The sequence below is a fragment of the Streptomyces sp. ST2-7A genome (assembly GCF_021390475.1).
Lineage (GTDB): Bacteria > Actinomycetota > Actinomycetes > Streptomycetales > Streptomycetaceae > Streptomyces.
Map to the genome: position 1 here is coordinate 53027 of NZ_JAJUWS010000017.1, position 13305 is coordinate 66331.

General features: G+C 73.7%; 8 protein-coding genes and 1 pseudogene. 4 read left to right on the forward strand and 5 right to left on the reverse strand.

Annotated features, from left to right (window positions below):
• Nucleotides 1-9: 9 nt before the first annotated feature.
• Complete coding sequence (locus LZF96_RS12600; RefSeq protein ID WP_233870413.1) at nt 10-1326, reverse strand: MFS transporter; 1317 nt, start codon at nt 1324-1326, stop codon at nt 10-12.
• Nucleotides 1327-1428: 102 nt separating this feature from the next.
• Between LZF96_RS12600 and LZF96_RS12605 the strand changes: the two genes are divergently transcribed.
• The 4 genes from LZF96_RS12605 to LZF96_RS12620 all read left to right on the forward strand — a co-directional run bounded on the left by LZF96_RS12605 (nt 1429) and on the right by LZF96_RS12620 (nt 5645).
• Complete coding sequence (locus LZF96_RS12605; RefSeq protein WP_233870416.1) at nt 1429-2157, forward strand: TetR/AcrR family transcriptional regulator; 729 nt, start codon at nt 1429-1431, stop codon at nt 2155-2157.
• Nucleotides 2158-2637: 480 nt separating this feature from the next.
• Nucleotides 2638-3849 (forward strand): amidohydrolase, encoded by a 1212-nt coding sequence (locus LZF96_RS12610; protein WP_233870418.1) that lies wholly within the window; start codon nt 2638-2640, stop codon nt 3847-3849.
• Between the two features lie 199 nt (nt 3850-4048).
• Nucleotides 4049-4756 (forward strand): class I SAM-dependent methyltransferase, encoded by a 708-nt coding sequence (locus LZF96_RS12615; protein WP_233870511.1) that lies wholly within the window; start codon nt 4049-4051, stop codon nt 4754-4756.
• Nucleotides 4757-4982: 226 nt separating this feature from the next.
• Nucleotides 4983-5645: a zinc ribbon domain-containing protein gene (locus tag LZF96_RS12620; protein WP_233870421.1), complete on the forward strand. Its 663-nt coding sequence runs from the start codon at nt 4983-4985 to the stop codon at nt 5643-5645.
• A gap of 366 nt (nt 5646-6011) precedes the next feature.
• On the opposite strand, the pseudogene LZF96_RS12625 reads toward LZF96_RS12620, so the two are convergent.
• The 4 genes and pseudogenes from LZF96_RS12625 to glgB all read right to left on the reverse strand — a co-directional run.
• Nucleotides 6012-6677: pseudogene (locus LZF96_RS12625) on the reverse strand (response regulator); the annotation flags it as partial.
• An 86-nt stretch (nt 6678-6763) separates the two neighbouring features.
• Nucleotides 6764-8845, reverse strand: a complete 2082-nt coding sequence (locus tag LZF96_RS12630) for a sensor histidine kinase (RefSeq protein ID WP_233870424.1) — start codon at nt 8843-8845, stop codon at nt 6764-6766.
• A 325-nt stretch (nt 8846-9170) separates the two neighbouring features.
• A complete protein-coding gene (locus LZF96_RS12635; protein ID WP_233870427.1) occupies nt 9171-10853 on the reverse strand; it encodes a DASS family sodium-coupled anion symporter in 1683 nt (560 codons plus the stop codon).
• Between the two features lie 206 nt (nt 10854-11059).
• Entirely contained in the window at nt 11060-13300 is a 2241-nt protein-coding gene (glgB, locus tag LZF96_RS12640; protein ID WP_267940822.1) for a 1,4-alpha-glucan branching protein GlgB, read from the reverse strand.
• Between the last annotated feature and the right edge of the window lie 5 nt (nt 13301-13305).

Below are 13305 nucleotides of genomic sequence, written 5' to 3' on the forward strand. Positions count from 1 at the left end.
GCCCCGACCCTATGTCCTCTTCTCGTCGACGGAGCGGGGTGCGGACCCCGGATCGGAGGTCCGGTGAACGGCGCCCCGGGGTTCCGTTACCGCCGGGGCCGGGAGAGCGCGGCGCAGGCGGGTGAGGGCGAGGAGCAGGAGGACGGTTCCCGCCGCCGCGGCCAGAGCCGCCGAGGTGACCGACCGGGAGTCCACCAGGGAGCCGAAGATCAACGGGGAGGCGAACTGCCCCCCGAACATCGCCGTGGCCTGGAGGGAGGTGGCCAGCCCGCGTCGTCCCTCCGGTACCGCGCGGTCGATCAGCGCGGTGGTGGACGGCATCACCAGACCGTTCCCCACCCCGTTCAGCAGGGGAACGGCGATCAGCAACCAGGCCCGATCCGCCACGGCGAACACCAGGAGGGACACGGTCCACAGCAGGACGGCGGTCCGCAGGAGGACGATGTGGTCGAAGCGCTCGCGCAGTCGCCCGAAGAGCAGCCCGACCACCGCCGAGGCGGCTCCACCGGTGACCATCACCATGATCGCCACCACCAGCGGATCCCCCACGCCCAACTCGGCCAATCGACGCGGCAGTTGAATACCGACCACCATCATCAGGGCGGCGGCGGCCGCCCACAGGCCGGTGAGTCCCGCCACCACCGGGTGGTCCCGCAGCAGACGCACGACTCCGCCGCGCCCCGTTCCCGTGGTGCCGTCGACCGGACCCCCGGCCGGGGCGGTCGCGCCCGGGCCGGAGCGCGGCGCGGGACGTGCGGGAACGACGAGCAGGCAGGCCACCCCCAGGGGCAGGCCGATCAGATAGACGGCGAACGGTGACTGCCAGGAGATGTGCCCCAGCGCGCCGGCCGCCACCGGGTAGACGAAACCGCCCACGCTGATGGCGGTGGTGCGCAGGCCCAGCATCCGATCCCGCTCCGGCCCCCGGTACAGCGCGAGGAGGGCGACGGTCGAACAGGTGAAGACGGCCCCGCACCCCACGCCGAGCACGACACGGAAGGCCATGAGCGTCGGGTAGTGATCGACGAACAGCCCGGCACCGCCTCCCACCGCGAACAGCACGAGGCCGAGGCCGAGCGGCACCCGGGGGCCCATCCGGTCGCAGAGCCGGCCGATGAGGGGAGCGGTCACCGCGATCGCCAGGCTGTGCACCGTCAGCAGCATCCCGATCGCGGTGGCACCGATCCCCAACTCCCCGCGGATCACCTCCACCATGGGCGCGATCGCCGCTCCACCCATCACCCCGAGGGTGGAGGCCAACAGCAGCACGGCCGCGACCGGCCGTCCCCGGCGCGCTCCGGATCGTTTCGAATCGTCGACGGACACCGTCGCCCCCCAAAAAAAGAGACTCCATCCAAAATGACATCGAGTCTTATTTTCCCGGGTTCCCGGGGAGCGGTCCAGTCATCGGTGCGATACCGTCCCCCGATGGCCGAGGACGACGACTCCCTCCCCCTGCGCGAACGAAAGAAGCGGCGCACCCGCCGGGCGCTGGCCGACGCCGCGCTCCTCCTTTTCGCCGAGCACGGATTCGACGGGGTGACCCTGGAACAGCTCACCGCCCGGGCCGACGTGGCCCGCAGCACCTTCTTCCGCTACTACGCCTCCAAGGAGGACGTCGCGCTCGCCGCGGAGGGGGAACTGTGGGAGACCTGCCTCGAACGCGTCCGAACCCGTGCCGCCGGGCACGAGGGCGTAGCGGTCCTCGATCTGCTGGGCACGGCCCTCCCGGAGGCCGTGGACCTCATGGAGGAGGACTGGACCGACCGTTTCCTCGCCACCCGTCGGCTCGCCGCCGGTACCCCGGTGCTGTGGAACCGCAGCCTGGCGATCGCCTTCGCGGTGCAGGAGGAACTGGTGGGCGTCCTGGAGGAACGCCTCGGCGTCGGCGGGCGGGACGATCTCCGGCTGCGCCTCCTCGGAGAACTGGCTCTCGGCGCGTGGCGCTGCGCCGCCCGCAACTGGGTGGCGGGCCGCGCCATCGGCGACGGCCCGTGGGGCGGTGGAGGGCGTCCCGCCCTGCGCCGGTGTGTCGAGGACGCCTTCGCGGCGATCCCCGCCGCGGTCGATCTCACCCTGCCCTCCCTCCGTCCGGACGGCTCGGGGGCCGGCTCGGGGGACGGGGGCCGGGCGGGACGGTACGACGTGCGGGAGTGACCGGGCACGGTCCCGCCGGCACCGGCGCCGGCGCGGTGTGCTGCGTCGACGCCGCCGACGGCCGGGAACGAAGGCGGCTTCCGGTGTCGGGCACCCCTTTCCACCTGTCCGCCGCCGACGGCGTGGTGTGCGCGGGCACCATCGACGACCCCGGGGGCACTGCGTCGCCGGGTGGCTCCGAGGTCGATCCGGGTGGGAGGGGGCGAAGCGGTGTGGGCGTCCGCCGGAATCCGTCGGGTCCGATGCGGGGTGGTCCGTCCCGCCCCGTCCCTGTCGCCCCGCATCGCCCCGCATCGCTCCGGTCCCTCCGGTCCCTCCGGTCCCTCCGGTCCCTCCGGTCCCTCCGGTCCCTCCGGTCCCTCCGGTCCCTCCGGTCCCTCCGGTCCCTCCGGTCCCTCCGGTCCCGCCGGGGCCTCGGCGCCCGCCCCGGCCCCGGCCCCGGCCCCGGCCCCGGCGCCGGGCCCGGGTTAGGTTGCCGGCATGGACATCGCGATCACCTCCGGATACGTGCTCCCCATCGACGGCGACCCCATCGAGGGCGGCACGGTGCTCATCGAGAACGGCCGGATCTCCGCCGTCGGCCCCGACGCCGGGGTCACCGTCCCCGACGGCGTACGGGTCATCGACGCCACCGGCAAGTGGGTGCTGCCCGGCCTGGTGGAGGCGCACGGCCACCTCGGCGTGCACGAGGAGGCCGAGGGCTGGGCCGGTCAGGACACCAACGAGATGACCGACCCCAACGGCGCCCGGATGCGCGCCCTGGACGCCATCAACCCCGCCGACACCGGCTTCGCCGACGCCCTCGCCGGCGGCGTCACCACCACCGTCGTCAAGCCCGGCTCCGGCAACCCGATCGGCGGGCAGACCGTCGCGGTGAAGAACTGGGGCCGCATCGTGGACGACATGCTCGTCCGCCAGCCCATCAGCGTGAAGAGCGCGCTGGGCGAGAACCCCAAGCGCGTCTACGGCGAGAAGAAGCAACTGCCCTCCACCCGGCAGGGCGTGGCCGCCGTGATCCGCGACGCGCTCACCGCCGCGCAGGACTACCGCGCCCGCCGCGAGCACGCCGCCGCGGAGGAGAAGCCCTTCGACCGCGACCCCGGCCTGGAGGTGCTGGTCCGTGTGCTGGACCGGGAGATCCCCTGGTGTCAGCACACCCACCGCGCCGACGACACCGCCACCGCGCTGCGGCTGGCCGACGAGTTCGGCTACCGGCTGATCATCAACCACGCCACCGAGGCGCACCTGATGGCGGACGAGATCGCCCGCCGGGAGATCCCGGTGATCACCGGCCCGCTGTTCACCACCCGCTCCAAGGTGGAACTGCGCAACCGGACGCTGGCCAACCCCGGCATCCTCGCCCGCGCGGGCGTGAAGCTGGCACTGACCACCGACCACCCCGTGGTGCCGATCAACTTCCTGATCCTGCAGGCCATCCTCTGTGTCAAGGAGGGACTGGACCGGGACACGGCGCTGCGCTCGGTCACCCTCAACCCGGCGGAGATCATGGGGTTGGACGACCGGGTCGGCGCGTTGACCCCCGGCCGGGACGGCGACGTGGTGGTGTGGTCCGGTGACCCGTTGGAGGTCATGAGCCGGCCGCTGCACACCGTGATCGACGGCCGGGAGGTGTACTCCTGGGACGAGGAGATCCGCGAGGGCACCGTCGCCGATCCCTGGTACCGGGGCTGAGCGGAGCGGATCAGGGTGGCCCGCCCGGCGTCCGGGAGCCGTCGGATCGACACCCGGGCCCGGGTCCGCGGTCGGATTCCGGGGCGACGACCCCGGGGAGGTCACCGGGAGCGGGAGACGGGCGCCGAGCGGCGCCCGAACGGGACAGCACCGAACGGGAGGAGACGGGGACGTGGACCGGGACACGGGCGGAAGCCCGATCGGGGACGGCGACACCGGGCGCACGGGGGACACCGGCGGCGGACCGGGGGAGCGCCGGGACCGCTGGGCGGAGGTGACCGGGGCGCGGGATGCCTCCGGCCGGTACGCGGAGGAGTACGCCGCCCGCTTCGCCCGCCTCGCCGCCGAGGGACACGACCCGCACGGGGAGGCCCGGTTCTGCGACGCACTCCTGGCCCGGGGCTCGCGGGTGCTGGACGCCGGCTGCGGCACCGGCCGGGTCGCCGCCCGCCTCGCCGAACTCGGCCACGCCTGCACCGGCGTGGACGTGGACCCCGCCATGCTGGCGGTCGCCCGGCGCACCGCGCCCGGCCCGGACTGGCACCTCGGCGACCTGGTGGCCCTGGACGCGGTGGGCCTGACCCCCGGCTACGACCTGGCCGTCGCCGCCGGGAACGTCATCCCGCTGCTGGCCCCCGGCACCGAGGGGGCGGTGATCGGGCAGATCGCCCGACTCCTGCGCCCCGGCGGCCTGTTGGTGGTCGGCATGGGGCTGACCCCGGAACACCTGCCGCTGGAGGAGGCGCCGTTCGGCGTCGAGGAGTACGACGAGTGGTGCGCGACGGCCGGGCTCGAACGGCACGTCCGGTACGCGACCTGGGAGGGCGACCCCTTCGACCCGGACGCCGGTTACGCGGTCTCGGTGCACGCCCGCCCGGCGGAACCGCTGCTCCCCGAACACCTCTGAGGAGGAACCCGGATCCGGCCCGCCCCGACGGGCTTCGTGCCCAACGCCCGTCGGGCCGGACCGGTTTCACCGCCGGGACGGAACGGGGACGAAACCCCGACCGAACCGATGCGGAACCGATCCCCCCGACCCCCGGGCGCCCGGCGGGCGGGCCCGTAAGATTTCGCGGACTTGCCGTGCGCACCGTGGCGGAGATGTGCGCACCGGGCGAACGATGGGGGGTTTCATGAACGAGATCTCGTTCAGCCGCAATCACCGCGACCTGTCCCGTTCCAGTGGGGCGGACGCCGGTTTCCAGTTCGAGTTCCACTGCACCCGGTGCCGGGACGCGTGGCGATCGCAGTTCGAGCCGTACGGCTCCGGCCGCGCCGCCGACTGGCTGCGGCGCGGGGCGGGGATGCTCGGCCAGGTGATGGGTGGCGGCAACGGACGCCACATCAGTCGGGCCGCCGACGGCTTCGCCGACGCCGGCTGGGGCAAAGCCCGGGACGAGGCGTTCCAGCGGGCCATCGATTCCGCCCGGCAGCACTTCAACCGCTGCCCCAAGTGCACCGGACAACTCTGCGGCACGTGCTGGAATCCCGGCCTCGGGCTCTGTCTGCGCTGTGTCCCGGACACCGTGACCGAGGTGTCCGTCGCGCGGCACCGGGGACTCAACCGCGAGGCGTCGCGGCGGGCCTCCGAGGTCGGTGAGTCCCGGGCCGCCTCCTACGACGTGGAGACCGAGCACACCCTGGTCTGCCCGCGCTGCTCCACCGAGACCCGGGGCGGACGCTTCTGTCACGGCTGCGGGTACCAACTGGAGTTGAAGTCGACCTGCGCCGGCTGTTCCAACGACCTGCCGGAGGGCGCGGCCTTCTGTCCGGGCTGCGGGCGCCCCGCCGGCTGATCCGGACCCTCGCCCCGGTGCCGCGCGGTCGACGGCGCGGCGCCGGGGCGACCGGCGCGGACCGGGCCCTGCCGGGGCCATCCGCCGGCCGGCCCACCCGGGTTGTCCGGGGTGCGCGGGTCCGGCCCGGGGTGTGCGGGCGGTTCCGGGAGCGTGGTGCCCGCGGGGCCTCGTCGGGGACGCGGATCAGAACGCCGGGGACCCGCCGGGCGCCGCCGATGGGCCGTCCGGGCGATCCGGGTGCCCGCCCGGGGTGTCGAACCTCCCGGGTCCGCCGGCCGCCGGACGGGCCGGTCCCGTCCCGTCCGGCGCGGCCCCCGCGTCCGGGGACCAGGGCGGTCCGGGGGAGCGGTCGCGACCCAGCGCCCAGCTGTAGACGTGTTCCGGCCGGCCCTGACTGCCGTACCGGGGCGTACGGTCCACCACTCCCTGCGCGGCCAGGTGTTCCAGGTAGCGGCGGGCCGTGACCCGGGCGGCGCCCAGCTCCGCACCGGCCTCGGCGGCCGTCACCCCGCGCGGTTCCACCCGCCGCAGCAGGTCGACGACGGCGGTCAGCGTGCTGTCGCTCAACCCCTTGGGCACCGGGCCGCCGATGCTGCCGCGCAGGGCCCCGAACGCCCGGTCCAGGTCCTGCTGGGCGGCGTCCCCGGCGGGAGCCAACAGATGCCGACGGTACTCGGCGTACCGTTCCAGTTTCTCCCGGAAGGCCGCGAAGCCGAACGGCTTGAGCAGGTACTGCACCACCCCGTGCACCAGCATCGAGCGCACGGTCTCCACGTCCCGGGCGGAGGTGATGGCGATGACGTCCACCAACAGGCCACGGGCGCGCAGGGCCCGGCAGACCTCGAGCCCGTTCATGTCGGGCAGGTAGAAGTCGAGCAGCACCAGGTCCACCGGGCGGCGGGCGACGGCCTCCAGTGCCTCGGCGCCCCGGTGCGCGACGCCGACGACGGTGTAGCCGGGCACCCGGCCGACGTAACCGGCGTGGGCCTCGGCGATCAGCGGGTCGTCCTCGACGACGAGGGTGCGAATGGGGGTCGTGTCGGGGTCGTGTCGGGCGTCGTCGCCGGCACCGCCGGCGGGTTCGCCGGGGCGGTGCGGATCGCGGCGGGAGGGTCTCACGGCCGCCCATCCTCCCCGGTGTCGGGGGCTCGCGTCACCCCCGGGGCGGTACCGGTCCGCAGTCGGACGGTGAACACCGCCCCGGTGCGTGCCGGTGCCGCCCCGGCCCCGCCGGTGCCGACGGCCCGGTCGTGCGTACCGGTCCCGCCGGTGCCCGCGTCGCCCGAGCCGTCCGTACCGGTGTCGTTCGCTCCGGCCGTGCCGGTGCCACCCGTGCTGCCCTCACCGATGTTGTCCGTGTCGGCGCTGCCGATGTCGGTCCTGCCCGCGCGGTCCGTGCTGGTCCCGTCCGCGTCCTCCGTGTCGGCCCCGCCGGTGCCGGTTTCGCCCGCGCCACCCGTGCCCTCCGCGCCGCTCCCGCCGGTGCCGATGGCCCGGTCGTGCGTACCGGTCCCGCCGGTGCCCGCGTCGCCCGAGCCGGTCTCGCCCGGGCCGGTGCCCGGCTCACCGGGGTCGCCGGGGCCGGGACCGCCCGTGGTGACCTCGACGGAGCCGCCGTACCGGTCGATGACCTGCCGCACCAGCGCCAGCCCCAACCCCCGGCCGTGCGCGGCGTCGGTGGTCTTGGTGGACCAGCCGCGTCGGAACATCTCCTCCACCCGGTCCCCGTCCACGCCCGTGCCGGTATCCGCGACCCGCACCAGCAGTACCTCCCCGCCGCCGGGTCGTCCCCCGTTCCCCGGTCCCTCCTCCCGGACGGCGGCGGTGACGGTGACCCGGCGCGGTGGGGGAGCCGCCAGCGCGGCGTCGATCGCGTTGTCCACGAGGTTCCCGACCAGCGTGACCAGGTCGCGCGGGGAGATGCCGTGCCGGTGGCCGGTCAGGTCGGCGTCCACCTCGGTGTCCTCGGTGATCACCAGTTCCACACCCTTCTCGGCGGCCTGCGCGGCCTTGCCCAGGAGCAGGGCGGCGAGGGCCGGCTCGGTCACCGAGGCGGTCATCCGGTCGGCCAGTTGCTGGGCGGCGGCCACCTCCACGGTGGCGAACTCCACCGCTCGCTCGGTCTGCCCCAGTTCCACCATGGTGATCACGGTGTGCAATCGGTTGGCGGACTCGTGGGCCTGGGCGCGCAGCGCGTCGGCGAAGCCGCGCGCGGAGTCCAACTCACCGGCCAGTTCCTCCAGTTCGGTGTGGTCGCGCAGGGTGATGACGTTCCCCAGCCGCCGGCCGTCCTTCTCGATCGGCTTCGTGTTGAGCACCAGCACCCGGTCCCCGTACACGCACAGCCGGTCGGTGACGCTCTCACCGGTGGCGAGGAGTTCGTCCAGCGGGGCGCGCACGGCCAACTCGGCAGGCCGTCGGCCCTCGGCCTCGGCGGGCAGTCCGAGCAGCCGACGGGCGGGGTCGTTGACCAGTACCAGCCGGCCGGTCGGGTCGACGATCAGCAGCCCCTCGCGGACGGCGCGCAGCACGGCGTCGTGGTGCTCGTACAGGCGTGTGATCTCGGCCGCGCCCAGTCCCAGCGTCTGGCGGTCCAGACGGCGGCTGACGGCCCAGCTGCCGGCGGCGCCGACCGACAGGGCCGCGCCCGCCAACCAGACCACCGGGGCCAGCCGGCGCCGCAGCTCACCGCCTATCCGGTCCTGGAGGATGCCGACCGACAGCAGGCCGATCACCTCTCCGTCCGCCTCGCCGTCGCCGTCGGGGTCGTCGTGGATCGGGACCACCGCCCGCACGGAGGTGCCGAGGGTGCCCTCGTACTGTTCGGTGACCATCTCGCCGTGTCGGGCGGGCTCGATGGTCCCCAGGAAGCGTCCCCCGATCCGGGTCGGGTCGGGGTGGGTGTACCGGATGCCGTCGGGCGTCATGAAGACGATGAAGTCGGTGCCGGTGGCCTCCCGCACCGCGCGGGCGGTGGGGCGCAGTTCCGCCGTCGGGTCGGGGGCCTTCAGCGAGGCGCGGACCTCGGGGAGCCGGGACAGGCCCGTGGCCAGGGTCAGGGCGCGCTCCTCGGCGTCGGAGCGGCTGTCCCGCCGCACCTCCAGGGCGATCAGGGCGGTGCCGCTGCCGAGCAGCAGCACGATGACGGCCAACTGGAGGAGCAGCAGCTGGCGGGCGAGGCTCAGCCGGGCGTGCATGGGCCGATTCTCGCAGTCTCGGCCGAAACCCGACCCCGCCGGGCGTCCGTCGGTCGGGAGGAGCGGGGAACGCGCGGGAAGACGTTCGGATGATCGCCCCGGGGCTCGCTCCGGGGAGGGACATCGGGGCGGAGCCATCCGGTGTCGGTGTCGGTGATCCTCGGTCGGCTCCCCCGGACCCCCACGGGGAGCCGACCGCCGGACCGGGCCGGCCGGGTGCGGGGGAGCACGCCCGGCCCCGGCCCCGGTCCGGCTCCCGGGGACGGTACGAGCCGGCAGGCCCGTCACCGGGGAGCCCTCCCGGGAGGGCGGAACGGGGCGTGCGTCAGAAGACGATCCCCATCGCCCAGCCGCCGAGCAGCAGCGTCATCACCGTGATCAGCACGACGCCGATGAGGTTGAGCCACAGGCCCGCGCGGACCATCTGGGCCATGGTGACGTGCCCGGAGCCGAACACGATCGCGTTCGGCGGGGTACCGACCGGCAGCATGAAGCTGCAGGTGGCGGCCATGGCGGCGGGCACGGCCAGCAGCAGCGGGTCGACCGCGATACCGACCGCGACGGCGGCCAGCACCGGCAGGAAGGTGGAGGCGGTGGCGGTGTTGCTGGTCAGTTCGGTGAGCATCAGGATGATCAGACAGACCGCCGCGATGAGCAGGACGACCGGCAGCGTGCCCAGGCCGTCCATCTTCGTGCCGATCCAGGCCGCCAGGCCGGTCTCCTGCACGGCCTTGGCCAGTGCCAGGCCACCGCCGAACAGCAGCAGCACACCCCACGGCACGCCGCTCTGCACGGTTCGCCAGTCCATCGTCTGCACCCCGCGCCGGGTGTCGACCGGGATGAGGAAGAGCGCGACGACGGCGGCGATGGCGATCACCGTGTCGTCGAGGTGGGCCATGAACGGCAGCACGGAGGTGAGCGCGGACCACTCGGTGAGCGGCTCGCGGAAGACCCACAGCAGGGCGGTGGAGGCGAAGATCGAGAGCACGGTCCACTCGCCGCGGGACATCGGGCCCAGGTCGTCCAGCTCCCGCTGGATGACCTCGCGACCGCCCATGACGTCGCTCAGCCCGGTGGGGTAGGCGACCCGGGTCAGGAACAGCCAGGCGATGACGAGGAAGAGCGCCGACAGCGGCACGCCCAGCATCATCCAGTCGGCGAAGCCGATGGAGACGCCGTGGCTCTCCTCCATGATGCCGCTCATGATCAGGTTGGGCGGGCTGCCGATCAGGGTGGCCAGGCCGCCGATGGTGGCGGCGTAGGCGATGCCGAGCATCATGCAGACGGAGAAGTTGCGCACGTCCCGGTCGGCGACGGCGGTCGGGGTGACCGCCGTGGTCGCGCCGTCCCTCGCGGTCTTTCGCGCGGGCCCCACCGCGCCGTCGGCGGCGGCCCCGGTGTCGGCGGTGTCCGCCGCCTCCCCGGTGTCCCCGTCGGCGGTGCGGCGGGCCGTCACCAGGGCCAGCACGCTGGTACCGATCGGCAGCATCATCAGGGTGGTCGCGGTGTTCGACACCCACATGCTGAGGAACCAGGTGGCGGCCATGACGCCGAACATCAGCTGCTTGGGCCGGGTGCCGATGGCGCGCATCGTGAGCAGCGCGATCCGGCGGTGCAGGTTCCACTTCTGCATGGCCAGCGCGATGACGAAGCCGCCCAGGAAGAGGAAGACGATCGGGTTCGCGTACGGCGCGGCGGCCTCCGCGACCGGGAAGATCCCCAACAGGGGGAGGGCCACGATCGGTACCAGGGAGGTGGCGGCCAGCGGCAGTGCCTCGGTCATCCACCACACGGCCACCAGGACCACCACCGCCAGCGCGGTCCGGGCGGCGGTGGACAGGTCCGGGTCGGCGGGGATCAGGTGGTAGGCCGCCAGGGCCAGCACGGGGCCGAGGACTCGTCCCAGCCACATTCTTCGTCGGGGCAGGTGTTCCTCGGTCGCCCCGGGGCGGGGACCCGCGTCGTGCCGGGCCCGCGTCTCCGCGGTCGGCGTCTCCGTCGTCGCCATGACTCATCCTCCGAAATGTTCCGGCCATCTCGCGGTAACCGGTGGGTTCGGGTGAATGTGGCACGGCTCACCATCGCTGTCGCGCTTTTGTTCGTAAGGGTCGTGAACACCGGGAGTGAAGCCGACGGCCCCGGCCTCCCGTTCGGGAACGGGGAGCCGGGGCCGTGGCGTCGGGACGGCCGCCGGACCGACCGACGGGACGTCGGTCAGGCCGCCGGGCCCAGCCAGACCGTGGCCAGCGGGGGCAGGGTCAGCACCAGGCTGTTCGCGCGCCCGTGCCAGGGCGTGTCCTCGGCCTTGAGGACGTCCGGGTTGTCGATGCCGCCGCCGCCGTACCGCTCGTCGTCGGTGTTGAGGATCTCCTCCCAGCGCTCCACGTCGTCCGGTACGCCCACCCGGTAGTCGAAGCGCACCACGGGGGAGAAGTTGCACACGGCCAGCAGCGGCGTGCCGTCGGCCGCGTACCGGGCGAAGACCAGCACGTTGTCCTCGGCCGCGTTCGCCTCCATCCAGGAGAAGCCGGCCGGCTCGGTGTCCCGCTCCCACAGGGCGGGGTGGTCGCGGTAGACGTGGTTGAGGTCGCGCACCAGGTGCTGCACGCCCCGGTGGTCCGGCGCGGCGGGCCAGCCCGGGTCGAGCACCCACCATTGCGGTCCCTCCTCCTCGGACCACTCGGCGCCCTGCGCGAACTCCTGTCCCATGAAGAGCAGTTGCTTGCCCGGGTGGGCCCACATGTAGCCCAGGTAGGCGCGGTGGTTGGCCCGCCGCTGCCACCAGTCACCGGGCATCTTGGAGACCAGCGCGCCCTTGCCGTGCACCACCTCGTCGTGCGAGATGGGCAGCACGTAGTTCTCCGAGTAGGCGTAGACCATGGAGAAGGTCAGCTCGCCGTGGTGGTGGACCCGGTGCACCGGGTCCTTCGAGATGTACACCAGGCTGTCGTGCATCCAGCCCATGTTCCACTTGAAGCCGAAACCCAGGCCGCCGATGCCGGTGGGTCCGGTCTCGTGGGTGGCGCGGGTGACGCCGTCCCAGGCGGTGGACTCCTCCGCGATGGTCACCACGCCCGGGCAGCGCCGGTAGACGGTGGAGTTCATCTCCTGGAGGAAGCGCACCGCGTCGGGGTTGTCCCGGCCGCCGAACTCGTTCGGCGACCACTGGCCCTCCTCGCGGGAGTAGTCGAGGTAGAGCATCGAGGCGACCGCGTCCACCCGCAGCCCGTCGATGTGGAACTCCTCGCACCAGTACACGGCGTTGGCGACCAGGAAGTTGCGCACCTCGTGCCGTCCGTAGTCGAACTCCAGGGTGCCCCAGTCGGGATGCTCGGCCCGCGTCGGATCGGGATGTTCGTAGCAGGGGGTGCCGTCGAAGCGGGCCAGCGCCCACTCGTCCTTGGGGAAGTGGGCCGGCACCCAGTCGATGATCACACCGATCCCGGCCCGGTGCAGCGCGTCCACCAGGGCGCGGAACTCGTCGGGCGTGCCCAGCCGGGCGGTGGGCGCCCAGTAGCCGGTGACCTGGTAGCCCCAGGAGCCGCCGAAGGGGTGCTCGGCCGGCGGCATCAGCTCCACATGCGTGAAGCCCATCTCCTTGACGTACACCGGTAGTTGCTCGGCCAACTCGCGGTAGCCCAGGCCCGGCCGCCAGGAGGCGGGGTGCAGTTCGTACACCGACATCGGCGCGGCGTGGGAGGGACGCCGGCCGCGTTCGGCCATCCACCGGGCGTCGCCCCACTCGTATTCCGACTCCTCGACGATCGACGCCGTGGCGGGCGGGCACTCGGTGCGCCGGGCCATCGGGTCGGCCCGCAGGATGTGTGAGCCGTCGGCGCCGCAGACATCGAACTTGTAGTGGGCGCCGGCGCCGACACCCGGGAGGAACAGCTCCCACACCCCACTGGAGCCCAGCGATCGCATGGGGAAGGCGGTGCCGTCCCACACGCAGAAGTCACCGGTGACGCGGACGCCCCGGGCGTTGGGCGCCCACACCGCGAACCGGGTGCCGGTCACCCCCCGGTGGGTCATCACCCGCGCCCCCAGCACCCGCCACAACTCCTCGTGCCGGCCCTCGGAGATCAGGTACAGGTCCAGGTCGCCGAGGGCCGGCAGGAAGGAGTACGGGTCGGCGGTGACGACCTCGGTCCCCTCCCCGGCGCCGTTCCCCTCGCCGTCGTCGGTCTCGCCGGACCCGCCGTAGCGGATCCGCAGGCGGTAGTCGGGGATCTCGCGCAGCGGGAGCACGGCCGCGAAGAGGCCGTCACCCTCGGGGACGAGCCGGACCCGACCGCCGTCGTAATCGACGGTCACCCGCTCGGCGTACGGGCGCAGGACCCGCAGGCGGACGCCACCGGTCACCCGGTGGGCGCCCAGGAGGGAGTGCGGATCGTGGTGCGCCCCGGCGAGCAGGCGGGCGCGCTCCTCGTCGGGCAGCGGGACGGGGGCGGTCAGCGCGG